Source organism: Nonomuraea maheshkhaliensis (assembly GCF_039529435.1).
GTDB classification, from domain to species: Bacteria; Actinomycetota; Actinomycetes; order Streptosporangiales; family Streptosporangiaceae; genus Nonomuraea; species Nonomuraea maheshkhaliensis.
In genome coordinates this window covers 83,235-105,927 of sequence record NZ_BAAAMU010000010.1, presented here as the reverse complement: position 1 = coordinate 105,927, position 22,693 = coordinate 83,235, and the positions used below count along the sequence as shown (strand labels likewise).

At 69.4% G+C, this 22,693-nt stretch carries 25 protein-coding genes; 12 read left to right on the top strand and 13 right to left on the bottom strand.

Annotated features, from left to right (window positions below):
- Both ABFX54_RS09550 and ABFX54_RS09545 read right to left on the bottom strand, forming a co-directional pair.
- On the bottom strand, positions 1–505 hold a 505-nt coding region (locus ABFX54_RS09550), incomplete at its 3' end, for an energy-coupling factor ABC transporter permease (protein ID WP_346103281.1).
- Between the two features lie 118 nt (positions 506–623).
- Positions 624–2,438, bottom strand: coding sequence for a glycosyltransferase family 2 protein (locus tag ABFX54_RS09545; RefSeq protein WP_346103279.1), 1,815 nt, complete (start codon positions 2,436–2,438; stop codon positions 624–626).
- A gap of 367 nt (positions 2,439–2,805) precedes the next feature.
- Between ABFX54_RS09545 and ABFX54_RS09540 the strand changes: the two genes are divergently transcribed.
- From ABFX54_RS09540 to ABFX54_RS09530, 3 genes are all read left to right on the top strand, one after another.
- Positions 2,806–3,123 carry a hypothetical protein gene (locus tag ABFX54_RS09540; RefSeq protein WP_346103277.1) on the top strand — a complete coding sequence of 106 codons (318 nt, stop codon included), beginning with the start codon at positions 2,806–2,808 and terminating at the stop codon, positions 3,121–3,123.
- An 18-nt stretch (positions 3,124–3,141) separates the two neighbouring features.
- Positions 3,142–3,507 (top strand): ClpX C4-type zinc finger protein, encoded by a 366-nt coding sequence (locus ABFX54_RS09535; protein ID WP_346103275.1) that lies wholly within the window; start codon positions 3,142–3,144, stop codon positions 3,505–3,507.
- Between the two features lie 221 nt (positions 3,508–3,728).
- Positions 3,729–4,673 carry a D-2-hydroxyacid dehydrogenase family protein gene (locus tag ABFX54_RS09530; RefSeq protein ID WP_346103273.1) on the top strand — a complete coding sequence of 315 codons (945 nt, stop codon included), beginning with the start codon at positions 3,729–3,731 and terminating at the stop codon, positions 4,671–4,673.
- Positions 4,674–4,675: 2 nt separating this feature from the next.
- On the opposite strand, the gene ABFX54_RS09525 is transcribed toward ABFX54_RS09530, so the two are convergent.
- Positions 4,676–5,245 (bottom strand): CGNR zinc finger domain-containing protein, encoded by a 570-nt coding sequence (locus ABFX54_RS09525; protein ID WP_346103272.1) that lies wholly within the window; start codon positions 5,243–5,245, stop codon positions 4,676–4,678.
- 74 nt (positions 5,246–5,319) lie between these two features.
- Here ABFX54_RS09525 and ABFX54_RS09520 point away from each other — a divergent pair, with 74 nt between their 5' ends.
- Positions 5,320–6,072, top strand: coding sequence for a class I SAM-dependent methyltransferase (locus tag ABFX54_RS09520; RefSeq protein ID WP_346103270.1), 753 nt, complete (start codon positions 5,320–5,322; stop codon positions 6,070–6,072).
- A gap of 163 nt (positions 6,073–6,235) precedes the next feature.
- On the opposite strand, the gene ABFX54_RS09515 is transcribed toward ABFX54_RS09520, so the two are convergent.
- From ABFX54_RS09515 to ABFX54_RS09505, 3 genes are all read right to left on the bottom strand, one after another.
- Positions 6,236–7,465 (bottom strand): ricin-type beta-trefoil lectin domain protein, encoded by a 1,230-nt coding sequence (locus tag ABFX54_RS09515; RefSeq protein ID WP_346103269.1) that lies wholly within the window; start codon positions 7,463–7,465, stop codon positions 6,236–6,238.
- Positions 7,466–7,605: 140 nt separating this feature from the next.
- On the bottom strand, positions 7,606–8,355 hold the full coding sequence (locus ABFX54_RS09510; RefSeq protein WP_346103267.1) for a hypothetical protein: 750 nt from the start codon (positions 8,353–8,355) through the stop codon (positions 7,606–7,608).
- Positions 8,356–8,403: 48 nt separating this feature from the next.
- Positions 8,404–9,003 (bottom strand): chloramphenicol phosphotransferase CPT family protein, encoded by a 600-nt coding sequence (locus ABFX54_RS09505; protein WP_346103266.1) that lies wholly within the window; start codon positions 9,001–9,003, stop codon positions 8,404–8,406.
- A 136-nt stretch (positions 9,004–9,139) separates the two neighbouring features.
- On the opposite strand from ABFX54_RS09505, the gene ABFX54_RS09500 reads away from it, so the two are divergent.
- Positions 9,140–9,823, top strand: coding sequence for a DUF4352 domain-containing protein (locus tag ABFX54_RS09500; protein ID WP_346103264.1), 684 nt, complete (start codon positions 9,140–9,142; stop codon positions 9,821–9,823).
- 17 nt (positions 9,824–9,840) lie between these two features.
- Here ABFX54_RS09500 and ABFX54_RS09495 read toward each other — a convergent pair whose 3' ends face one another.
- The 3 genes from ABFX54_RS09495 to ABFX54_RS09485 all read right to left on the bottom strand — a co-directional run bounded on the left by ABFX54_RS09495 (position 9,841) and on the right by ABFX54_RS09485 (position 11,357).
- Complete coding sequence (locus ABFX54_RS09495) at positions 9,841–10,659, bottom strand: methyltransferase domain-containing protein (RefSeq protein WP_346103262.1); 819 nt, start codon at positions 10,657–10,659, stop codon at positions 9,841–9,843.
- 97 nt (positions 10,660–10,756) lie between these two features.
- Entirely contained in the window at positions 10,757–10,984 is a 228-nt protein-coding gene (locus ABFX54_RS09490) for a DUF488 family protein, N3 subclade (protein ID WP_346103260.1), read from the bottom strand.
- Positions 10,962–11,357, bottom strand: a complete 396-nt coding sequence (locus ABFX54_RS09485; RefSeq protein WP_346103371.1) for a RidA family protein — start codon at positions 11,355–11,357, stop codon at positions 10,962–10,964. Before ABFX54_RS09485 ends, ABFX54_RS09490 begins: the two co-directional genes overlap by 23 nt.
- Positions 11,358–11,463: 106 nt before the next feature.
- Here ABFX54_RS09485 and ABFX54_RS09480 point away from each other — a divergent pair, with 106 nt between their 5' ends.
- The 5 genes from ABFX54_RS09480 (at position 11,464) to ABFX54_RS09460 (ending at position 16,527) form a co-directional block, all read left to right on the top strand.
- Positions 11,464–12,438 (top strand): helix-turn-helix transcriptional regulator, encoded by a 975-nt coding sequence (locus ABFX54_RS09480; RefSeq protein WP_346103258.1) that lies wholly within the window; start codon positions 11,464–11,466, stop codon positions 12,436–12,438.
- 42 nt (positions 12,439–12,480) lie between these two features.
- The gene (locus tag ABFX54_RS09475) at positions 12,481–13,596 is read left to right on the top strand and encodes an NAD(P)/FAD-dependent oxidoreductase (protein WP_346103256.1); all 1,116 of its coding nucleotides are present in this window, start codon (positions 12,481–12,483) and stop codon (positions 13,594–13,596) included.
- 114 nt (positions 13,597–13,710) lie between these two features.
- Positions 13,711–14,442, top strand: coding sequence for an SDR family oxidoreductase (locus ABFX54_RS09470; RefSeq protein ID WP_346103254.1), 732 nt, complete (start codon positions 13,711–13,713; stop codon positions 14,440–14,442).
- 258 nt (positions 14,443–14,700) lie between these two features.
- On the top strand, positions 14,701–14,979 hold the full coding sequence (locus ABFX54_RS09465; protein WP_346103252.1) for a hypothetical protein: 279 nt from the start codon (positions 14,701–14,703) through the stop codon (positions 14,977–14,979).
- 201 nt (positions 14,980–15,180) lie between these two features.
- On the top strand, positions 15,181–16,527 hold the full coding sequence (locus ABFX54_RS09460; RefSeq protein WP_346103250.1) for a carotenoid oxygenase family protein: 1,347 nt from the start codon (positions 15,181–15,183) through the stop codon (positions 16,525–16,527).
- A gap of 59 nt (positions 16,528–16,586) precedes the next feature.
- Here the strand turns inward: ABFX54_RS09460 and ABFX54_RS09455 are convergent, their stop codons facing one another.
- The gene (locus tag ABFX54_RS09455; RefSeq protein ID WP_346103249.1) at positions 16,587–17,237 is read right to left on the bottom strand and encodes a 2'-5' RNA ligase family protein; all 651 of its coding nucleotides are present in this window, start codon (positions 17,235–17,237) and stop codon (positions 16,587–16,589) included.
- Positions 17,238–17,465: 228 nt separating this feature from the next.
- Between ABFX54_RS09455 and ABFX54_RS09450 the strand changes: the two genes are divergently transcribed.
- Complete coding sequence (locus tag ABFX54_RS09450) at positions 17,466–18,572, top strand: DUF418 domain-containing protein (RefSeq protein WP_346103247.1); 1,107 nt, start codon at positions 17,466–17,468, stop codon at positions 18,570–18,572.
- On the opposite strand, the gene ABFX54_RS09445 is transcribed toward ABFX54_RS09450, so the two are convergent.
- The 3 genes from ABFX54_RS09445 to ABFX54_RS09435 form a co-directional block, all read right to left on the bottom strand.
- Positions 18,567–18,743: a hypothetical protein gene (locus tag ABFX54_RS09445; protein ID WP_346103245.1), complete on the bottom strand. Its 177-nt coding sequence runs from the start codon at positions 18,741–18,743 to the stop codon at positions 18,567–18,569. The genes ABFX54_RS09450 and ABFX54_RS09445 overlap by 6 nt on opposite strands.
- A gap of 332 nt (positions 18,744–19,075) precedes the next feature.
- Positions 19,076–19,357, bottom strand: a complete 282-nt coding sequence (locus tag ABFX54_RS09440) for a hypothetical protein (RefSeq protein WP_346103244.1) — start codon at positions 19,355–19,357, stop codon at positions 19,076–19,078.
- A gap of 646 nt (positions 19,358–20,003) precedes the next feature.
- Positions 20,004–20,318, bottom strand: coding sequence for a hypothetical protein (locus tag ABFX54_RS09435; RefSeq protein WP_346103243.1), 315 nt, complete (start codon positions 20,316–20,318; stop codon positions 20,004–20,006).
- A gap of 248 nt (positions 20,319–20,566) precedes the next feature.
- Between ABFX54_RS09435 and ABFX54_RS09430 the strand changes: the two genes are divergently transcribed.
- Positions 20,567–22,390 (top strand): serine/threonine-protein kinase, encoded by a 1,824-nt coding sequence (locus ABFX54_RS09430; protein WP_346103242.1) that lies wholly within the window; start codon positions 20,567–20,569, stop codon positions 22,388–22,390.
- Positions 22,391–22,693: the final 303 nt, after the last annotated feature.

Sequence of the window (22,693 nt, the reverse complement as noted above, 5' to 3'; positions counted from 1 at the left end):
CCTCGATCGGCGCGGTGCCGCCGAGCCAGAACAGCAGCGTGAAGACGAGCGCGGAGGCCGGCACCGAGATCAGCGCGGCCAGGAACGCCGCGATCACGACCTTTCCCCTGGCCAGCCCGGTGACCAGCCGGAAGACGCCCCAGCCGGCCAGCACGGTGACGATGCCCATGATCGTGATGTTGACGCCCAGCGCGGTCAGCCCGCCGTCGGCGAAGAACACGCCCTGCACCAGCAGGACCACGGCCATGCACAGCACCCCTGTGTACGGCCCCACGAGTATCGCGGCCAGCGCGCCCCCGAGGAGGTGCCCGCTGGTGCCGGCGGCGACGGGGAAGTTGAGCATCTGCACGGCGAAGATGAACGCGGCCACGAGACCGGCCATGGGCGCGGTCCTGTCGTCGAGCTCACGCCGGGCGCCGCGCAGGCAGACCGCGACCCCCGCCGCCGCCACGGCCCCGGCCGACACGGACGTCGCTGCGTTGAAGAAGCCATCGGGAACGTGCACGGCACCCTCCTGAAGAGGACGGATCCAAAGCGGACAGACCAAACGGCCTCACTTTACGACATCATCTTGCACCTGCACATCATTGGCAATAGCGGAAGAATCCTCTGATCGCCCCTCGCTACCTGATGATCCTCCTGATCAACATCTCGGCCGTGAGCCGGCGCACCACGGCGCTGAAGCGCCCCTTGCCCGACGTCGCGTACGGCCGCACGCTCCTCAGCAGCGGCGCTCCCCACCACCGGCGCGGCGTCGCGACCGTCTCGGCGTCGGTCTCGATCCTGAAGCGCGCGGGCGGCCCGCCCAGGTCGAGTTCGAGGTAGGCGTCCCAGGTGCCGGGGGCGAGCCGGCCCACGGCGGGTCTGGCCGCGAAGCCGCCTCCGGCCAGCGCGACCACCGCGTCGGCGCGCTCGCGCCCGGTGCGCCGCTCGCGCCAGACGATCCGCCTGATCGCCGAGGCCGCCGGCGCGGTGCCGACCACGGTGATCTCACCGTCCACGATCAGCCGGTGCCCCAGCGCCCAACGGGCCCTGATCAGTCTGGCGAGGCCCGGCACCGCGACCGCGTGGCCGCCCATGTCGATGCTCAGGTTGCCGTTGTCCCTGGTGAAGTAGGGCACGGCCACCACGCCGCCGATCAGGCGGGGCTGCGGGCGGGCGATGTCGCTGTCACGGTCGGCGCCGAGCCGGCCGAGCCGGATCACGCCCTCGATCTCCACCGCCACCCGCAGGTCCCAGATGCCGGACGCGAGCGCGGCCACGTCCACCCGCGCGGTGAACTCGCCGCCCTTGCGCTCGGCCGGCAGCACCAGCTCGACGTCCGGATCGTGGCGGGCGCGCAGCACCACGGCCAGGCCGTCGTCCCTGGTGATGCCGTCGAGTCTGGCCGCGCCCGTCACCACCAGGCAGTCGCCGTCCCAGCGCAGCCCGGTCAGCCTCCTGCGCACGGTGGCGCTCTCGATGCGGGCCAGACGCACCAGGCGGTCGATGTCGTCGAGCGCGCCCGCCCGCTGCCGGTCGATGGTGTTGAGGCGTTCGTGCACGCCGGGGGTGTACCACTCGTCGCACAGGGCCGCGACCTCGCGCGCGATGTCCTTGCGCCGTACGTCGTCGCTCTCCAGGAACACGGTGCCGAGCTGGGTGAACACGTCGAGCCTGAAGTGCCTGCGGAGCAGGTGGTCGCGCAGCGGGCCCGGCTCGACGTGCCGGGCCATGACCTCGATCGGGCCCCTGATCATGGCCAGCCAGGCCAGCGGGTCCCTGCTGCCCGGCTGCTGCATGATGCTGCTGCCGTCGGACCTGGACACGAGGTGGTAGCAGTCGTAGTCGGCCACCACGGAGACCGCCTCGGCGTGGCAGTAGGCGTGGGCGGTGAACAGGAGGTCCTCCCCGACCAGCATGCCCTCGCCGAACCTGATGCGGTGGCGTTCGAGCAGCTCGCGCCGGAACAGCTTGAAGCAGCTCAGGCTGTTGTAGACGTTGCTGTCGCCGAGCCCCACCCGTTCCGCGCCCTGCTGGAACATCGACGCCGGCGCCCGCCTGCCGTGGCCCACGATCTTGCCCAGCACGATGTCGGTGCCGTTGCCGTCGGCGGCGGCGACCATCCGTTCCAGCGCCTCGGGGCCGAGGTGGTCGTCGGCGTCGCAGAAGAAGACGTACCGGCCGGTCGCGTGCTCGATCCCGACGTTGCGCGGCCGGCCCGCGCCGCCGCTGGCCTCGATGTGGATGACCTTGACGCTCTCGGGGTGATATTCGGCGTAGAGGTCGAGCAGTTCGCCGCTGCCGTCGGTGGAGCCGTCGTCGACGACGACGATCTCCTTGCGCACCCGCTGGACGAGCGCGGACGTGAGACACCGGTCGAGATAGGCCCGGCAGTTGTGTACGGGGATGACGACACTGACGTCCACCGCGTCGCCCTCGCTCCCTGTCGCCGCCATCGCCCACCACTCCAGAGTCACGTCGCGCTGTCGGTCCGTTTCAGTATGTGACCAACGCCGAGCCCGTGCGGGCAGATCGGACGTCTTCCTCCGGCGGCTTTTCCCCACACCGGCAAAACACGGCATTCTGCAGATAAGCGGAGCCATCGGCTGGCAAATAGTTGATACTTGCCGCACCGAACGAGTTTCAGGGGTGATGATTTTCTACCTGGGAGAAGAAACACAACCGCTGGGAGCGTTCAGTTCCTACCGTGAGCCGCCGGTGATCCGCGGGGCCGGGTTGCGCGTCTACAGTTAGGCAACCTTGACCAGGAGGTGGCGTGAAATGGGATCCGATCTCCGCGAGGAAACGGCCGACGGTCCGGCCGTGCGAAGCGCTGAGCTGATCATCGCGTCGGCGCGTCTGACGGAGTTGTGCGAGTGCGCCGCACTGCTGCGCCGTACGAGAGCCAGGTCGGAAGAGATCGTGGACGAGGCTCGCGCCCTGCTGGAGGAGGCCAGACGGGACGGCGACCTCGCACGGGTCGTCCTGCTGCGGGAGCAGTTTGAGCTGGCACGGGCGAAGTACGCCCAGGTGCTGGACGCGTACATGCGGATCCTGCAACGGATCACCGAGGAGCGGCAGGAGATCATCGAGGGCCAGATGGACCGCGGCCGGATCTCAGGCTTGTCAGGAGTGGCCTGACGGAGTTAGTGTCAGGCCATGCCTGACTGGAAGGACAACCTCCACTGCTCGTTCTGTCACAAGAACAGCGGGGACGTGAACAAACTCATCGCCGGCCCTGGTGTGCATATTTGCGACCAGTGCGTCGGTCTGTGCAACGAAATCCTGGAACAGGAACGACTCGCGGAATCGACCGAGCCCCGCCTTCCCATGTGGGAGAGCATGACAGAAGAGCAAATTCTCGAACATCTGCCGAAAATCGCCACGGTACAGGCGCAGGTGGATGACAATCTGCGCGACTGGGTGGCGCACCTCCGCACCCGTGACGTCAGCTGGGAGCGCATCGGGGCGTCGCTGAACATGACGCGGCAGTCGGCGTGGGAGCGATTCAGGAGCGAGGCGTGAACCTTTGTGACATGTGAGGCGTCTCATCTTCAGGGAGGCCCCACATGCGCGTCCTGGAAGGTCTCGCGGCGCCCGAGCTCGACCGGCTCCACCTGGAGCTGGTCCTGATCCTGGCGCTGCACGAGGAGGCGGAACGGCTGGCCGCCGAATGAACGGGCTCCAGCTCCCCGGGCCTGGCCCCGGGGAGCTGGAGCAGGGGGCCGGCCGGTAGATTGCCGCTCATGCTGCGCTGCGCCGTGCTCGACGACTACCAGGATGTGGCACTCGGACTCGCCGACTGGTCCCGGGTGCGGGCCAGAAGCCTGCGCGAGCACCTCGCCGACGCGGACGACCTCGTCGCCGCCATCCACGACTGCGAGATCGTGGTCGCCATGCGCGAGCGCACGCCGTTCACCGCCGAGCTGTTCGCCCGGCTGCCCAACCTGCGCCTGCTCATCACCTCCGGCATGCGCAACGCCTCCATCGACCTGGCGGCCGCACGCGAGCACGGCGTCACGGTCTGCGGCACGGGCGGCAGCGCGACGCCGACGGTCGAGCTGACCTGGGCGCTGATCCACGGCCTGACCCGCCACCTGCCGGCCGAGGCCGGCGCCCTGCGCTCCGGCGGCCCGTGGCAGAGCACGCTCGGCACCGACCTGCACGGCCGGACGCTCGGGCTGCTCGGCCTGGGCCGGATCGGGTCCCGCGTGGCGGCGGTCGGGCGGGCTTTCGGCATGGACGTCCTGGCCTGGAGCCGGAACCTGACCCAGGAACGGGCCGAGTCGGCCGGCGCGCGCCTGGCCCCCGGCCTCGACGCGGTGCTGTCCGCCGCCGACGTCGTCTCCATCCACCTCGTGCTCGGCGACCGGACGCGGGGGCTGGTCGGGGCGCGGGAGCTGGCGCTGATGAAGCCGACGGCCTACCTGGTCAACACCTCGCGGGCGGCGATCGTCGATCAGGACGCGCTCGCGTCCGCGCTGCGGGAGGGGCGGATCGCCGGCGCGGGGCTGGACGTGTTCGAGGTGGAGCCGCTGCCGGACGGGCACGAGTTCCGCCGGCTGCCGAACGTGCTGGCCACGCCGCATCTGGGCTATGTGACGGAGGCGAACTACACGACGTACTTCCGCGAGGCCGTCGAGGACATCGACGCCTTCGCCGCCGGCACCCCGATCCGGCTGCTCACCTGACCTCAGCCGGTTTTGGTCCTGGCCCTGAACGCGGCCGTCTTCACCCGGTTCTGGCAGGCGGTCGAGCAGAAGCGGCGGGTGCCGTTGCGTGAGACGTCCACGTAGACGCGGTCGCAGTGGGGCGCCGTGCAGACGCCGAGCCGGTCGCCGAACTCGCTGCCCAGCACGATCGCCAGGCCCGTCGCGCAACTGGCCGCCCACTCGCCCGCCCTGGTGCCGCCGCTGCCGTGGAAGTGCAGGTGCCACGGCTCGCCGTCGTGCCGGTCGAGCCTCGGCCTGGCGTGGAACTCCTCCAGCAACGCGTTCACCCGCCTCGCCGCGCTGTCGGCATCGTCGTTCGCGACCGCGGTGAAGACGGCGCGCAGCCGGGCGGCGACCGCGGCCAGCTCGTCGCCGTCCTCCTCGCCGAGCTCGCGGTAGTCGGGATAGACGGTACGCAGGCCCGCGGTGGCCGCGGCGCCGGCGTCGGCAGGCTCGGGGAAGGCCCGCCCTCGCCGCTCGCCCGGGGTCAGCGCGTTGACGAGCGCCACCGCGACCCGCACCACCGCATCCGTGTGACTGTTGTAATCCAATTGACCGGTTACACCTTCGCGTCGTAGTTTGTAACTGCCCAAATCTTAGACGACAGTTACAAGGAGACGTTCTCGTGCTCACTCACGATGCCGCGGTCGAGTGGATGACGCGCTGGGACCGCCAGCAGGAGGGCTACCTGCCCGACCGCGAAGAGCGCTTCACCACGCTGATCGACGCCGTGGAGGCTCTGGGCCGGCCCGACCCGCTGGTGCTCGACCTCGGTTGCGGTCCAGGATCGCTGGCGGCCCGGCTGGTCGAGCGGCTGCCAGGGGCCGAGGTCGTCTGCGTCGACGCCGATCCGCTGCTGCTCGGGCTCGGGCGGGCCGCGTACCCGTACCTCAGGTTCGTCTCCGCGGACCTGCGTACCGGCGGATGGACGGGATGCCTGGGGCTGGCACGCCCGGTGGACGCGGCGGTGAGCACGACGGCGCTGCACTGGATCTCCGAGCAGGACCTCAAGGCCGTGTACGCCGAGCTGGCGACGGTGCTGCGGCCCGGCGGCCTGCTGCTCAACGGCGACCACATGGACACCGAGGAGGTCACGCCCGCGCTCTCACGGCTGGAGCACGCACTGCACGAGCGCGAGGCCGAGCGGCAGTTCGGCGCCGACCGGCCGGAGGACTGGCGGGCCTGGTGGGACGCGGTCGAGGCCGACCCGGCCTTCGCCGACCTCAACCGCGAGCGCACCACGGCCGGGGCCGACCACCACGGCTCGGAGTCCCGCCTGCTGTCGCACCACGTGGAGGCGCTGCGGGAGGCGGGGTTCGCGGAGGTCGGCACGCTGTGGCAGCGGGGGAACAACCGGCTGCTGTGCGCCGTGCGCTGACGCCGTCTTGGAGGGCAGGGTCGAGAACGCGCTCTCTCACTGTCGGGCGACACCGGGCTGCCCGTCCGGGGCGCCGCTCCCCCGCCTTTCCACAGCCGCGAATGATCACTTGATGGGCCCCGTGCAGTCCGCACGGGGCCCATCGGCGATCACAGCGGGGTCGTCAGGAGCGGGTCCACCGCTGGTTGTCGCTGCCCGCGCAGTCCCAGATCTGCAGCCGGGTGCCGTTGGCCGAGCTGGGCCCGGTCGCGTCGAGGCATCTGCCGGACTGCGGGTTGACGATCTGGCCGGTGCCGGAGTTGAAGGTCCAGCGCTGCGCGCCGGTGCCGTTGCAGTCGTACAGCTGGATGGGGGTGCCGTTCGCGGTGCCGGCGGCGGTCACGTCCATGCACTTGCCCAGCGCCCGCACGGAGCCGTCGGAGTCCCATGACCAGCTCTGCGCGCCGGTGCCGTTGCAGTCCCAGAGCTGGATGGGGGTGCCGTTGGCGGTGGCGGCGCCGGCGACGTCCACGCACTTGCCGCCGTACCCGCTGATCCGGCCTCCGCCGCCGGTGGTGGGCGGGGCGTAGACGCGGACGTAGTCGACGGTCAGGGTCTGCGGGAACGTGGTGCTGCCGTCGGGGTAGCCGGGCCAGTTGCCGCCGACGGCCAGGTTCATGATCATGAAGAACGGGTGGTCGAAGACCCAGCGGTTGCCGCCCAGGTCGGCCGGGGTGCGGCGCTGGTACTCGTTGCCGTCCACGTACCAGATGATCAGGTTGGGCGACCAGTCGACGGCGAACGTGTGGAACGCGTCCGCGAACGCGCCGCCGATGGTGTAACCGGCGCCGATGCCACCGCCCCCGCTGTAGCCGGGGCCGTGGATGGTGCCGTGGACGGTGTTCGGCTCGCGGCCGATGTTCTCCATGATGTCGATCTCGCCGTTGTCGGGCCAGGTCGGGCCGCCGAGCATCCAGAAGGCCGGCCAGATGCCCTGCCCGCGCGGCAGCTTCATGCGCGCCTCGAACCGCCCGTACGCGCGGGTGAAGGTGTCACGGGTGAGCAGGCGGGCGGAGGTGTACTGGCAGGTGCCGTACCAGCACTGGAAATTGGCCGGGTTCTCACGGCGGGCGGTGATCACCAGGTTGCCGCTGCCGTCTTTGGCGGCGTTGCGGGTGGTGTCGGTGTAGTACTGGTGCTCGTTGTTGCCCCAGCCGCCACCGCCGGTGTCGAAGCGCCACTTCGACTGGTCGACCCCGCTGCCTGCGGCTCCGTCGAACTCGTCGGACCAGACGAGCGGGCCGGGGGCGGGTGCGGCGCTGGCGGTGCCGGTCATGGGTGCGACCAGCGCGACGACCGCGGCGAGAGCGGCGCCGATGGCTAACAACGTTCTGGAACGGGGGGTGCGTGCCATGGGGGGTTACCTCATCCGATCCACGGGGGTGAGTTTACGGAAACCTTGCGGCACGTCGAGCGGTGCTGTCAAGAGAGCGCTCTCTCGAATTTCGCGGGCATTTCTCCGGTCCTGGTGCCTTGGTTGCCGCCCCGCCGAATTCAGCCCTGCTTCTCGGCCGAAACCCCCGCCCCGGCTTTCACCTTCTCGGCCTCGGAAGCCTCGGCCGGCTCAGCAGGCTCGGCCGGCTCAGCAGGCTCGGCCGGCTCAGCAGGCTCGGCCGGTTTGGCCGGCTTGGCTGGTGTGGCCGGCTTGGCTGGTTTGGCGGCCACCGGCGGAGCTTCGGCGGCCTCATCGGCGCCGGCGACTGGACGAGCCCTGACCGCCCCGAGCTCCACCGGTCGTGCACCCGTCACCTCGATCTCCACCGGGACGGATCCGAACACGATCCCGTCGCCCTCCCGCGGCCCCAGCTCCCGCCGCACCTGCCCCCGCAGCTGCTCGCCCAGGATGACCATGGTCGCGTAGTCGCCGTTCTCCGCCGCCACCCGCCAGCTCTCGGCCAGCTCACGCAAGCCGGCGCTGCCGAAGACCTGCACCCCGACGACCGCCTCGACGCCCATCCGGGCACGCTGCTTCTCGGGCCAGGTCTGCTCCAGCTCGGCCAGCTTCCGATCCTCACCGTCCCGCGCGTATCGCTGACGCCGCAGCTCCAGCTCGACGACCTTCAGGACCTCCAGGTACGCGTCCCGCCGCTCCTTGAGCCGCCAGACCCGCGCCTCCTCGTCCTTGGCCGCACCGACCATCCGCTCCGCGTGCGCCCGCCCCTGCGCACCCGCGAACCAGGTGAAGAACACACCGACCGCACCGGCCCCGCCCACGATGACGGGTGCCACCCATTCCCAAGCCACGACAGCGATTGTCTCGCGCTCACGCCCTCCGGCGCCGGAAAACGATCACTATCGCCCTCGATGCCGCCGCAACACCGCCCTGGCCAGCTCGGCCGGGGTCCCCGTACTGGTGTCGACCGTCATGTCATAGCGGGCGCCGTGACCGTGCACCGTACGCAGGTGCCCCCGCCCGAGCCCCTTCACCCCGCGCCGCCGGGTCGCCTCCCGCTCCTCAACCACCGCCAGCGGGCACATCACGCCGACCCACAGCACGTCCAGCCCGTCCAGCGCCTTGCTCCACACCGGCAGCAGGTCGGGAGTCAGCAACATCTCGTCGATGACCACGTCGTCACCCCCGCGGGCGAAGGCGGCGGCCGCGACACACCCCGACTCCAGCATCCGCCGCCCGACCGGCCCGTGACGCACCACCACGAAAGGCGTGCCGTCCTCGTCCGTGCCGGTCCTGTCATACCAGAACCCCACCCGGCTGAGCGGCCCGTCGAACCCACCACCCCACTTCGGCGGCACGAGCTGAAACAGGGTGTCGATGCCCCAATGGACGAACGGGGTGTCACTCTCCTCCTGAATCGCCTGAGCCAGCGAGGTCTTGCCCGAACTCGACGTCCCGTTCAAGAAGACGACCCGCCCGAAACCGCCGTTTCTCACCATTCCGCCTTTCCCACAGCACCACCGTCGCCCCTGTGTCCGCTTGTGGACACAGGAATCGCATCGCCAACGCCAACCACATCGGCTTTTGGAACGTCCCAATCCTCATCCAGGCATGACGCCGAACGGAGAGGCTTCGATGACGCAGCCATACGGGCACGACCCCTACGAACAGCAGCCACCTTCTCAGCCCTACCAGACTTACCCGTCCGGATATGGCTACCCGCCTCCTCCTCCACCCAGAAGGAAGAGCAGCGCCCCCGTGGTGCTGGTCGTCATCGGCGCGTTCGTCCTGCTCCTGTTCGGCGGTTGCGCCGCCATCGTCGCGGCGATCGGCAGCGCCGGTGACACCTCTCGGGTGACCACCGGGCGGATCGCCGAGTCGGACGCCCCCGCCGGCGAGCCCACCGCCCGGCCGAAGAAGCGGGAGAAGCAGGCGGGTGTCGGGACCGCGGTTCGCGACGGCGAGTTCTCCTTCACCGTCACCAAAATGGAGAAGCGGGCTCGGGTCGGCGGCGCCTTCCTCAGCAAGGACGCCCAAGGCGTTTTCCTGCTCGTCCACATCACGGTCGAGAACATCGGCGACGAAGCGCAGGCTTTCACCGGATCGGCGCAGAAGCTCTACGACGCGAAGGGCCGGGAATTCGAGGCGTCAGCGGAGGCGGCCATCTATCTGCAGGACTCCAAGAGCCTGTACGAGAAGATCAATCCCGGCAATTCCGTGAAGGGCGTCGTCCTGTTCGACATCCCGAAGAACATCGACCCGGCCGCCATCGAGCTGCACGACTCGATCTTCTCCAACGGTGTCAAGGTGAAGCTCTGACAGCGAGCCCGACTGCGTCATCCCGGCGTCCTCGCCCAGGCTCCGTACAGGCACGGCCCGACCACCACCCCCTGCTCGGCGTGGACCTCGGCGAGCAGGCGTTCGGTCAGGGTGTCCGGGTCGACCTCGGCCGCGGTGGCGATGCCGGCGCGTTCCATCAGCGGCAGGGCGACGCGTGCGATGTTGGCCCAGCCGAAGGCCGGTGCGCGCTCGCCCCCGCCGACCGCCGCCTCCATGCTCATCTCCGGGTCCGGCAGCCCGGCGGCGCGGAACGTGGCGAACAGCGACGGGCCCATCCGCGGGTCGGCGCCAATGCCCTGCAACACGCCGACGATCCAGGACCTGAGCTGCCGCCACGTGGGCCCGTCCACGCTCGACCACATGTAGGTCAGGTCGGCTTCGTGCACGCAGATCAGGCCGCCCGGGCGCAACAGCGACGCGGCGTTCCGCAGCGCGCCCGCCGGATCGGCGAGGTACATGAGCACCAGGCGCCCGACCACCGCGTCGAACTCGCCGTCGAGGCCGGTCAGCGCCTCGATGTCGCCCACGCGGAACTCCACGTTGCCCTGCCCGCCGGCCGCGGCCAGCCGGGCCGCGCGGCGCACCGCGTCCGGATCACGGTCGACGCCGACGACACTGCCCTCGGGCCCGACGAACTCGGCGGCGAGGCGCGACACGTTCCCCACTCCGCTGCCGAGATCGAGCACCCGCAGCCCCGGCGCCAGCCCGGCCGCGGCGAACAGCCGCCGGGTCAGCGGATCGAACAGCTCGCCCTGAGCCAGCAGCCGCTCCTCCTCGGCCTGCTGGTATTCCGTGAAGTATTCACGTCGTCCCATGCGACCCCCCTGAGTTTCGCTGGACGAGCACGTCGTACGACGCCGACAGTGATCTGCCATCGACGCCGAACTCTTCGTCAATACCCCTGTAATCCTGTCACAACGGCAGCAGGTGCTCCATCGCGACGTCGTACCGTTCGACCAGCCGCTGGGCGATCAGCGAGCGGTGGCACGCCTCGGCGTCACGTTCGACGCAGAGCAGCGCCGCGCTCCCGCCGCCCGGCGGCGCGGCCACGATCGGCGTGAGGTCGGCGCGGTCGAGGATCTCCTCGGTGTAGCGGCGGGTGTACGCGGAGAACGCGTCAGGCCACGGCGGTGCCCTCAAGCTCCACCATCAGGTCGGGGATCGCCAGCCGCGTCACCCCGAGCATCGTGGTGGCCGGCGCCACCCCGGCGGCCCCCAACCGCGCAGCCAGCACACCGTAGTGCTGGAAGAGCCGGTCGACGTCGGTGGTGTAGACGTTGAGCCGGACCAGGTTCGCGAGCGACATGCCCGCCTCCCCCAGCACGGCCTCCAGGTTGTCGAGGCTCAGCGCCAGTTGCGCCGCCATGTCGCCGGCGTGCTCGGGCTTGCCGTCGCCGCTCATCGCGGTCTGCCCGGCGCAGTACAACGTCCGGGTGTGCCCCGAGACGAGCTCACCCTGGTCGTAGCCCAGCTCCGTCGACCACGCCCACGGGTTGACCGCCGTCCGCTCCATCAGCTGCTCCATTCGATCATGGGGCCGGTACGTCTTCCGGCCTGCGGTGATCAGCCTCCCGGAGAATCACGACATCCTTTGTCGTGTATGCGAATAGAGTTTCCGTATGCGCGCCGACCGGCTGGTCTCGCTGGTCTTGCTGCTGCGGCAGCACGGCCGGCTGTCCGCGGCGACGCTGGCCCGCGAGCTCGAAGTGTCCACCCGCACGGTGCTGCGCGACATCGAGGCGCTGTCCGCGGCCGGCGTCCCGGTCTACGCCGAACGCGGACGGCACGGCGGGTTCGCGTTGCTGCCCGGCTTCCGTACCGAGCTCACCGGCCTGAACCACGACGAGGCCCTCGCTCTGCTGGTCGCCGGGTCGCGGCGCGGCGCGCAGGCGTTCGGCCTCGGCTCGGCGCTCGCGTCGGCGATGCTCAAGGTGGTCGACGCGCTGCCCGACAGCTACCGCGACACCGCGGCCGGCGCGGCCGAACGGCTGCTCATCGACCCGGAGACCGACCTGCTGTCGCGCCGGCTGGTCTCCGAGGAGGCGCCCGGCGCCATCGCGGCCGAGGTCCTGCGCGCGGTGCTGGCCGGACACAAGCTGCGCATCCACTACGCGGCCGTGGACCAGGCTCCGCAGTGGCGCACGGTGGACCCGATCGGCCTGGTCACCGTACGCGATCGGAGCTATCTGCTGGCCATGAGGTCCGGCGCGGATCGTACCTACCGGCTGTCCCGCATCCTCGACGCCGAAGCACTCGCCGAGCCCGCGCAACGCCCGGACCGGGTCGACCTCGACCGGGCCTGGCAGGAGCGCAGCACCCGCTTCCGCACCGGCGGCGACCAGGTCACCGTAGGGGTGCGGCTGCACCCGGCGCGGCGGGAGGACCTGGTGGGCACCGCGCTGGCCGTACTCGCGGAAGAGACCGAGCCGGACGGGTGGCTGCGGCTGGAGGCGACCTTCCAGGATCCGAGGCACGCCGAGTGGGCGCTGTGGCAGCTCGGGACGAGCGCGGAAGCGCTGTCCCCGCAGTGGTTACGCGACTCCCTGCACAAACGCGCCACCGCCATCGCCACCCGCTACGGACCGCCGGCGTGATCATCCACACCTGTGCATACTGAAATCCGGGAGGGGGCGTTCATGACCACCAGGCCCATGAAGCGGCCGTACCGTGTCGCCGTCATCGGCGTGGGTGTCATCGGAGCCTGCGTGGGCTGGCACCTGTCCCGGCACGGCGCCCAGGTGACCCTCATCGATGCCGACCGCCCCGGCGAAGGCGTCACCGACTGGTCGTTCTCGTGGGTCAACGCCAGTAACAAGACCGCGCGCAGGTCGTACTTCGACCTGAACATCGCCGGCATGGCGGCCTACCGCGACCTCGCCACCGCCATCGGCCCCGACTCGTGGTGGCACCCGAGCGGCCACCTGCGCTGGACGGACGATGTCGCGGCGCAAGCGGAACTCCTGAGCACCGCCGGACGGCTGACCGACCTGGGCTACCGGGTCGAGATCTTCATGGGCTCCGAGGCCCGCCACCGCCTCGAACCCGCGCTCACGATCCCCGACGAGGCCCCGGTCGTCCTCTACCCCGACGAGGCCTGGGTGCACGGCCGCCACCTCGTCGGCCGCCTGGTCAGCAAGACGGACGCGGAACACCGCTTCGGCACCGCTGTCTCCGCCATCGGCACCGCGCCGGACGGAAGCATCCGTACCATCACCCTCTCGGACGGAACCCGCCTCGACGTCGACATCATCGTGAACGCGGCCGGCCCCGGCGCCGCCCACATCGCCGGCCTCCTCGGACGCCACCTCCCCATGCGCCACGAACCCGGCCTCGTCCTGCGAATCAGCAGCGCCCGGACCCCGATCCACCGGGTCGTCCACGCCCCTCACCTCGCCCTCCGCCCCGACGGCGACACGACGACGGTCCTGCACAGCGTCGAGCTGGACGCCCTCCTCGACGCCGGCGAAGACCCGGCGGCCCTCGCCCGGCAGCTCCATGAGGCGGCGCGGCACGTCGTACCCGGCCTCGGCGACTCCCGCGTCACGGGGTCACGCGTGGCCGAACGCCCCATCCCCGCCGACGGCTATCCCTCGGTCGGAACGGTGCCGTCCGTGCCGGGCTACTACGAGGCCGTCTCCCACAGCGGCATCACCCTCGGCCCGATCATCGGCCGCCTGCTCGCCACGGAGATCCTCAACGGCGAGAGAGCCGAGTCACTCGCGGACTTCCGCCCGGAACGCTTCCTTCTGTAACCGCCTGGACCAGCGCACACGTCAACGGTCAGGCACAAACGAGGCTGCCGGTCGGCGTAGCCGACACCGGCGACTGGATAATCTAGGCGGCCGACCACGAACAGGAACGCGTACATGAGACTGGACGATCACAACGCCGTCATCACCGCGGCCGGACGCGACTTCGGACGGGCTCTGGCCATCACCCTGGCCGGCCTCGGCGCCACGGTCTTCCTCTCCGCCCGGACGCTCGCCGCCGCCGAACGCACCCGGGACGACATCCGCGACCGAGGCGCCGGGAAGGCGTACGCGTTCGCCTGCGACCTGACCGACCCGGCCTCCATTCGCAGCTTCGCCCACCAGGTCGCCGCGCATACCGACCACATCGACGTCCTGGTCAACAACGGGGCGCGTTACCTCGAAGGCGAGGATCTGCTGGCCGTCTCCGACGAGGACGTCGCCGACACCCTGGCCTCCGGCGCCACCGGCACCGTCCTGGTCACCAAGAACTTCCTGCCCCTGCTCCTGCGCTCGGCCAAACCCGACATCATCACCATGATCTCCACCGCCGGGCTCCCAGGACACGCACGTTCCACCGCTCACGCCGCCTTCTACGGCGCCAAGAACGCTCAGGCGGGCTTCACCGAGATCCTCTCCAAGCGCCTCCGCCCGCAGGGGGTACGCGTGATCTCCCTCTATCCGCCCGACTTCGACAACGCGGACCCGCTCTCGCCCGGCTGGCACACTGCACCACGAGGTCCCGAAAACCCCCTCACCAGCGAATCTCTGATCAACTGCATCCTCTTCGCGATCGGCCAGCCGCGTGACTGCTTCATCAAGTCCTTCCACTTCGAAGAACCCGGCTGATTCGGCCCCCGCCCGGCCCGCAGGCGATATTCAGTAGACAGCGCCATGTCCGCTGAGTAGCTTCCGCGGATCTCGTTTCGCGCCCGTCCCAGAAGCCTGAATCGTGGCAGCAGCCCCGCCCCACGCCGCAAGCCGGGAGCGGCACCCCCTTTTTTGAGGAAGATGGTCCGTGACCGGCATTGTCCCGCTGCGCAGGAACGTGCCCGCGCCGGCGGCCACCGCGCTGCCGTGGGGGCGTGGTGGCCGATGGTCCCCTTGGTGTTCATCACGCTGTCGACTCCCTCTCTCAATGTGGTGCTGAACGTGGTGATCGCGCGGATGGTCCCGGACGAGATGCTCGGCCGGATGGGCGCGGTGCTGAGCATGGGCGGAACGGCGCTCAAGCCCTTCGGGCCTGTCCTCGGCGGAACGCTGGCCGCGGCCCTGGGCGGCGCGGCGGCGCTCGTCGTCCTGGGTGGGCTGCTCGGCGCGACCGCCGCCGCGGCGGCGCTCAGCCGGGAGCTGCGCCGCTTCACCGGGGAGACCGCCCCGGCCTGAGTCGACGCGGACGTGGTTCCGCGCGCCGTCCAGGCCGAGTGGCGCGATACCCGGCCAGTACGGATATTTCTGGTACGGCCCTCACCTGGGCTCTTTCCGACCGGCTGAGGCGGGCGAGAAGAACAAGACTGTTGTCCGCGAGATTTCTCCTGCACGGTTGTCGGCGTCCGGACCCCCACCCCAATCGACAGGAGTCCCAGCATGTCCGAAACGGTGCCGCTGCATCTCGCGGGCAACAACGCGCCGGTCGCCGACGAGGTGTCCCTGGAGCCGTCCAAGGTCGTCGGCGAGATCCCGGCCGAGTTGAACGGGCAGTTCTTCCGCAACGGGCCCAACCCGCGTACCGGCTGGTCGCCCCACTCCTTCGCGGGCGACGGCATGATCCACACCATCGCACTGGACGGCGGCAGGGCGCGCTGGTACCGCAACCGGTACGTACGCACGCCCCTGTACGAGCACCCCGGCGAGTCCCGCTTCGCCCTCGCCTTCGACGCGGAGAGCGGACGGATCGACTACCGGGTCACCACGGCCAACACCCACCTGATCGCGCACGCGGGCCGGCTCTTCGCCCTGGAGGAGGGCGGCTTCCCGTACGAGGTGACGCCGGACCTCGCCACGATCGGGCCGTACACGTTCGACGGAGCCCTGCGGACCCCGATGACCGCGCACCCTAAGACCTGCCCGAGCACGGGTGAGCTGCTGTTCTTCGGTTACCAGCTGCGCCCGCCGTACCTGACCTACTACCGCGCCTCGCCCACCGGCGAGGTGGTGCAGACGCGCACCGTGGACGTGCCGCGGGCGACGATGATGCACGACTTCGCCATCACCCGCCACCACGTGATCTTCATGGACCTCCCGGTCGTCTTCGACCGCGCCCAGGCCGCGGCGGGCGGGCCACCGTGGCGCTGGGACGACGCCCACGGCGCCCGGTTCGGCGTGCTGGCGCGCACGGCCGGCGACGACGCGCCCGTACGCTGGTTCGACGTCGAACCGTGCTATGTGTGGCACACCATGAACGCGTTCGAGGACCCGGCGGCCGGCACGATCACCGTCACCGGCACCCGAGTCCCCACGCTGTGGCGCGGCGGCGCCGGCGACCTGGAGGGCGGGCTCCCGGTCGCGTACCGCTGGACGCTGCACCTGCGCTCGGGCACCGTCACCGAGGCGCCGCTCGACGACGCGCCCAGCGAATATCCCCGGGTGGCCGACGCGACGCTCGGGCTCCCGCACCGGTACGGCTACACGACGAGCTTCTCCCTGGACGCCGAACCCGAACGTTCGGAGATCTACGCCTACGACCTCACCGGCGAACGGACGGCGCACCGCTTCCCTGTGGGCCACACCTGCGGCGAGGCCGTCTTCGTCCCCCAGGCCGCCGGGCCGGGGGAGAACACCGGCTATTTACTGACATTCGCCCACGACCGCGGCACCGGCACCGGCTACCTGGCCATCCTGGACGCCACCGACCTGCCCGCGCGGCCGCTCGCCGAGGTTCATGTCCCGGTACGCATTCCGGCCGGCTTTCACGGCAACTGGCTCCCGTCCTGAGCGTCAGGGAGTATCCGGCGAGTATGCCGACTTGCTTACCTTGACCCTGTCGCTGCTGCTCAAGCGCCGTTGTCGCCTCCCAGCGGTACGACCGCGTGGGTGCTCCACCGATACACCCACTCCGGCTCAAGAACCCGGTTCTGAACGATCAACGTGACCCGATCGACGTTCACCCGAACCGGCTCCGCATCGACGCCGCCCAGCGCCTCCACGTAGGGCCGCGCCGGCCCCGGCGTGTTGACGTAAGTCAGGCTCACGTGCGGATGGAACCCACCGACCTGCTCGGCCGCCGTAGGCGCTTCGCCGGTCACCTCGGCGATGCCCTTCCTGATCTCACCCCAGATCTCGCGCAGCGGCTCCACCGGCGTGGGCGCCAGAACGACGCCCTCGTCCATGACTGCCGGCCGGTCGAAGGTGAGTTCCACCGGCGCGAGCCTGCCCAGCCGTACGGCCACAGCCTGGATGACCTGGTCAAGGGTCTCGTCGGCGACCTCGTCCACCCAGCCGACACTCTGCACGGTGAGGTGCAGCCATCGGACCGGCACCGGGTTGTGCCCGCCGACCGCCGTCAGCGCCTGCTGGTACCGCTCGGCGAGGCGGTGCAGTTGCGGCGCGCCCTCGAAGGTCAGATGCCAGGTGTAGACCAGACGCCCCGGCCACCACCCCTCCCGTGGCCACCAGTGGGAGCGAACCTCGTCACGTATGGTCATCGACCTGCCTCATCTCTGGGGGAGCGACGTCAGTCGCCCTGGTGGACATCAGTGATCGTCACCTCGGTCTGCGAGCGTTCCTCCCCCTGAAGTACGGCGCCACAGAGATCATTGTGAGCCAGGCTCCGCCCTCGCCGGCTGAACCGGCCGAAAGTATTGTCGCGGGCGCAGCGGACCCTGCTTTCGACCGGTGCCGTCCACCAGGGTGACCTCGCAAGATAAGGCCCCATGCCACACGAAGAACTCCCCTGGGAATCACCTCCCGAGGAGCCGGCCGGCCACCGCCTCCCCCACAACCGGCCCACCGTCTCCTCCGATCCGCCTCAGACCCCCGCACGCGCGTCCGGCCGGCCCCGGACCACCACACCCTCCTCCAGCCGACCTCGAATCATCGCGCTCGACGTACTGCGTGGATTCGCGCTGTGCGAGATCCTGCTCGCCAACATCCAGCTCATGGCCACCGGCACCTCCGCCGTCGTCGTACAGCCCATGGGCGACTGGGACCCCTGGCTCGGACTGCCGATCTTCTCCCTGCTGTTCGGCATCGGCTTCGCACTGCTGCTGGACTCCGCCACGCGCCGCGTCCCCCGACCCCGGCTGGTCCTGCTACGCCGACTCGGGGCGCTGCTCGCGGTCGGCCTCGTCCACATGCTGCTCTGGCCAGGCGAAATCCTGACCGACTACGCCGTCGTCGGCATGCTGGTACTGCTGCCCTCGACCTGGCTGCCACGGTGGGCCATGGCCTGCCTCGCCGCCGCACTCATCCCGGCGGCGCTGATCTTCGGCGGCGGCGGCCCCCTGCTGATCGCCGGGCTGTTCCTGCTGGGCTCCGCACTGGTCCGCTACGGGGTGATCGAGCGCATCGAACGGTCCACCCGAGGCCCGATCCTGCTGGGCCTCCTCTTCGCCGCAGGACTGGCCTCTGCCCTGTGGGTCCAGGCCGGCATGCGGGCCGTGAGTGCCACGACGTACCTGCCCTCCGTGTCCAGCCTCGCCGACCTGCTGCTCGTCGGCGTGTACGTATGCGTCGTGCTGATCCTGCTCAGAACACCGCTACGACCGGCGCTGCGCTTCCTCTTCGCACCACTGGGCCAGATGGCGCTGACCAATTACCTGACCTCCACACTCCTCGTGCTGGCGGCCGGTCACATCCTGGGCCTGCCGATCGGACAGTCATTGACGACGGCGTACTGGACCGCGGCAGCCATCCTCACGACCCAATGGCTGTTCTGCACCCTTTGGCTGCGCCGCTACCGCCAGGGCCCGATCGAGTGGCTCTGGCGCTGGGCCACCTGGACCCACCGCCCACCCCTCAGCCGAGCCAAGCCGTCATGAACGCCGCCGTTCCGACAACTCCCGCTGAACCGCAGGCACAAACCCGCCCCGGGCCTTCTCATCAACGGCCAGCTCCGCCCAGTCATCCACCGGGCCATGCGAGTCGACAACCAGCACCGGAACGGCACCATCGAGATAACCGAGCTCCGCGCGAGGAATGTAGAGCGGCACCCGGCGAGTATCCCACCACCACCCTGCCCGTCACGATCATCACACCGCTGTATGCGGGCCGTTCGTACATGGGCCGACTGCGCAGGCAAAAGCGATCGATTCCCGCGGCTGCCCACTGCGGCCCCGCGCCGACAGGCCTGCCGATCTCCAGCGGCAGGTGAACGGATCTGGTTGCGGGATCTAGATACTCATACTTCGAAGCTCACGTGATCACTGTCGGCGAGCAGGGCGTTCACCTTGACGCAGTGACCCAGATCTCCCCGAACGACTCTGCGTAACGGCCTCCATCATCGCTGAGCCGCCCCAATCGGCTACGCAGCGCTGCCTCCCCATCAATCCGCCGGGCTCTCAGCTGTCACCCCTGTGACGATCAACCGGACCCCTGTGACCAGCGCAGCGGGAAGGACGAAGAAGAGCCAGACTCCCCACCCCTCCCGATCCACCACCCGGGCAATCACGAGCGTCACGACCAAGGCGACGAGGGCGAGCGACAAGTAGACAACCTTGCGTCGCGGGCTGGGTGACCACACAAAGAGCGACGCACCCACGACAATGACCGGTATCGCGTACCAGAGGATCATGGCGAGCAACACGCTGAGCTCCTCGACTCTCACGAGCACCGGCTGTGCGGTGCCTGCCCGGAGGGTCTCACAGCCAAGCCGGGCGGACCTCGCTCGGCTCACCCAGGTTGTCGCCTGTGAAACAGCGTTCGCCCTCCTCCACAGCTTTACCGCCTACGACCGCGATCACGAGGCGCCCGCAGACACGCCTGGCCGGCGCCTCATGCAAACCACGCCGTCAGGCGAACTCACCGGCAGAGCCCTGCAGAGCCTTCATGAGAGCCTGCTCACCATGAACCCCTCAGGCCGCGACGGGCAGGACCCCTTCAGTTGATTAATCCCAGTTGCAGTTCGAAAGGCCCTCTCCCAATCGCGGGAAAGGGCCTTGGTGGCTCCTGAATCCAGATGGACGCCACTTCCTCTACCGGCCTGTACTCGGTGGCAGTGGCCCGCAGGAGAACTCACCTGCAACACGTAGCGAGCACACTCATGGATGGCGGTCGGCAACGACAACCATCTCTGGGTCGCTCCTCAGAGTCCCGTCGATCCACTCATCCCCGGGGCGGATCTGGTGGAAGCGGAACACGACACAGGAGTCGTTCGCGCTGATGACGCATCGGACGGGCACCGGCTCCGGCGATGCTCGGATGAGAGCGAACACGCTGTCGGCCACGACAAGGCCGAGCCGGAGCACCAGGACCTAATCTTCGCGACTGATCTGAGGCTGTCCATCGAGGTTCTCCACCCGTATCGGCGCGTAGTCCTCCAGGTGGAAGGCGTTGACGTTCCACTCGTAGCCGGACAGATCCTGCCAGCCCATCTTGGCGATCGCCGCTGAAGGGGAAGCCGGCGCGCCCACCCATTGGCCGACGTGCTCGGTGAATATCCAGGCACCCTCGTCGTAGGTGAGCCCCCGGGCGAACTTGTCACGGAGACCCTGGCTCAGGCTGGGAACGGCGGGCGGCGGATCGACGCTTGCCAGCGGTCGATGCGCGGATGCCGCCGCCTCGTTCATCCGAAGAGTGAGCACCCGGGCACGGTACCGACCGCGACGTCAGGCCACCAGCATGAAAGATAGGAAGATCATCCGCGTATACCGAGCCTCCTGGCAGCCACCCGGACCAGACTTCCACCGGCAAGCGCCGACGAGCTCACGAACGCCAAGATCCACCGACAAGTCACGGCTTCCTTCTCCTGCTCTGCTACGCGCACGAGAAATTCTCACTCGCCGCCGACAACATCAAGAAGCGTTAGCCTGCGAATGTGATCGATGGCGTTGGCGGGCAAGTCCTTGACGGACGCTTCGAACTGGTGGAGCGGCTGGGCAGCGGCGGGATGGGCACCGTGTGGCGCGCGCGTGACCTGGCGCTGCATCGCGAGGTCGCGGTCAAGCAGGTCAGCCCCCTGGCTCCTGAGCCCGTCCAGGACGCGGAGGCTTTCCGGGTGTTGCGGGAGCGAGTGCTTCGGGAGGCCCGCGCGCTGGCGCGCATCAGCGACCCGCACGTGGTGACCATCCATCACATCGTCGAGGAGGGTACGGGTTCCTACCCCTGGCTGGTGATGGAACTGGTGCCCGGCGGCAGCCTGGCGGACCGGCTGGAGAAAAGGACGCGGCTGGAGCCACAGGAGGCCGCCCGCATCGGCCGCCAGGTCCTTTCCGCGCTGCGTACCGCGCACGCCGCAGGCATCTGCCATCGCGACGTGAAGCCCGCCAACGTGCTGCTGCGCCCTGACGGCAGCGCGGTCCTCACCGACTTCGGCATCGCCGCCCTCCAGCGAACCGGCTCCGCCGACACCGCGGCCCGGTCCGTGCCGCTGACCGCGACCGGCGAGCTCATCGGCACGCCCGAGTATCTCGCCCCAGAACGCATCCGAGGCAGCGACGACGTCCCCGCCTCGGATCTGTGGTCGCTGGGCATCATGCTGTACGTCTGCGTGGAGGGCCACAGCCCGATGCGCCGGCCGACCGCACTGGCCACCATGGCGGCGGTCATCGACGGCGTGGTGCCACCGCCGGTCCAGGCCGGCGCTCTGGCCCCCGTACTGCGAGAGCTCCTCGTAGCCGATCCGGCGGCACGGCCCACGGCCGAGCGGCTCGACGCGATGCTGGCCCCCATTGCGGACGGCAGCACGGCCCGGACCCGCCTACTACCTGAACCGGACCGGCCCACGCCACTCGCCATCACGAAACCGGAAGCTCACCCCCCGCCCACACCTCCCCGCCGTAAGCGCGCCTGGCTCGCCGCCGGAGCCGCAGCCCTGACCACGGCGCTGATCGCGACCACGATCTACTTCGTGAACGATTCGCAGAAGGCATCGACCGGCGATCACAAACCCACTGCCCAGAACAAGCTCGGCCTCCTGAAACCCGGCACCCTCAAAGTCGCTGTATACGATGGCACCGCCGTCGACCAGCCGGGCATCTATTCCGCTGACGACGGTTCCAACGGCGCCAACCCACGCGGCCTCGACCCGGACCTGGCCCTCGCCATCAGTGACCGGCTCGGCCTGAAGGTAGAGGTCGAAAGAGTCTCGACGCCAAGCCAGATGATCGACGGAGTGCTGGAGACCGAACAGTTCGATGTGGCCCTGCCGAGCACGGGCACATTTTCCGCCGGGCAAGCCGAGAAACTCGCCCTCATCCACTACTTCGACATCGGATTCGCGGTCTACGCGACGTGGAAGACCGCTCAGCGCATCCGTTCCAAAGCCGACCTCTGTGGCTTGAGCCTCTCGATGGGCAGCTATGAGGACCTGGTGGAGAAGACGAGTTACGAAAAGTGCGGCCCGAATCCCATCAAGCCGGCCAGGAGAAACGGCAGGCTGGACGCATATGTCACCAGCCTTCCCTGGGCCGTCGACCGCGCGCGGGACTCCAAGGGCGAGCTCCATCTCTCGAAAGCCGATCTGACCGAGGACGTCCCCCTTGTCATGGCCGTCGACAGCGCCAAACCCGCGCTACGCGACGCGATCGTGAAAGCGCTCAACACCCTGATCAAGAACGGCGAGTACGGCGAGATGCTCGCCGATCGAGGCCTGCAGGACGGCGCCGTCACCGCGGCCCGAATCCTCCGCAGCGTCCCCTAAGACCCCGTGTCGAGTCGTGATCAAGAAGCGGTTGTCGTGAGGTCCTTGAGCCAGATCACCGAGGCGCGCAGGTGGGCCCGTGAGGTAGCCGTCCGGGGTCTTGTCAGCCCTGGGAGTCGAACTCCTGACCTTCGTTTACATGGGCAGGGCAGAAAGCCCGTCCATACGCTGCTGGCCGCTCAGGCAGTGAACGTGAACAGTCGGCATGTGGCCGGTAAGACGGCGTTGCCATAGGCGCTGCTGCACACCGAAGGAATGCGTCCCTAGCACCGAATCGCCCCTTGCACCGTAGAGCAATCGAGC

Bases quoted from the DNA above. Each gene is read 5' to 3' on its own strand.
- ABFX54_RS09545 (WP_346103279.1), bottom strand. From the start codon at position 2,438: ATGGCGGCGACAGGGAGCGAGGGCGACGCGGTGGACGTCAGTGTCGTC.
- ABFX54_RS09535 (WP_346103275.1), top strand. From the start codon at position 3,142: ATGCCTGACTGGAAGGACAACCTCCACTGCTCGTTCTGTCACAAGAAC.
- ABFX54_RS09530 (WP_346103273.1), top strand. From the start codon at position 3,729: ATGCTGCGCTGCGCCGTGCTCGACGACTACCAGGATGTGGCACTCGGA.
- ABFX54_RS09515 (WP_346103269.1), bottom strand. From the start codon at position 7,465: ATGGCACGCACCCCCCGTTCCAGAACGTTGTTAGCCATCGGCGCCGCT.
- ABFX54_RS09505 (WP_346103266.1), bottom strand. From the start codon at position 9,003: ATGGTGAGAAACGGCGGTTTCGGGCGGGTCGTCTTCTTGAACGGGACG.
- ABFX54_RS09500 (WP_346103264.1), top strand. From the start codon at position 9,140: ATGACGCAGCCATACGGGCACGACCCCTACGAACAGCAGCCACCTTCT.
- ABFX54_RS09495 (WP_346103262.1), bottom strand. From the start codon at position 10,659: ATGGGACGACGTGAATACTTCACGGAATACCAGCAGGCCGAGGAGGAG.
- ABFX54_RS09485 (WP_346103371.1), bottom strand. From the start codon at position 11,357: ATGGAGCGGACGGCGGTCAACCCGTGGGCGTGGTCGACGGAGCTGGGC.
- ABFX54_RS09480 (WP_346103258.1), top strand. From the start codon at position 11,464: ATGCGCGCCGACCGGCTGGTCTCGCTGGTCTTGCTGCTGCGGCAGCAC.
- ABFX54_RS09475 (WP_346103256.1), top strand. From the start codon at position 12,481: ATGACCACCAGGCCCATGAAGCGGCCGTACCGTGTCGCCGTCATCGGC.
- ABFX54_RS09470 (WP_346103254.1), top strand. From the start codon at position 13,711: ATGAGACTGGACGATCACAACGCCGTCATCACCGCGGCCGGACGCGAC.
- ABFX54_RS09460 (WP_346103250.1), top strand. From the start codon at position 15,181: ATGTCCGAAACGGTGCCGCTGCATCTCGCGGGCAACAACGCGCCGGTC.
- ABFX54_RS09455 (WP_346103249.1), bottom strand. From the start codon at position 17,237: ATGACCATACGTGACGAGGTTCGCTCCCACTGGTGGCCACGGGAGGGG.
- ABFX54_RS09450 (WP_346103247.1), top strand. From the start codon at position 17,466: ATGCCACACGAAGAACTCCCCTGGGAATCACCTCCCGAGGAGCCGGCC.
- ABFX54_RS09435 (WP_346103243.1), bottom strand. From the start codon at position 20,318: ATGAACGAGGCGGCGGCATCCGCGCATCGACCGCTGGCAAGCGTCGAT.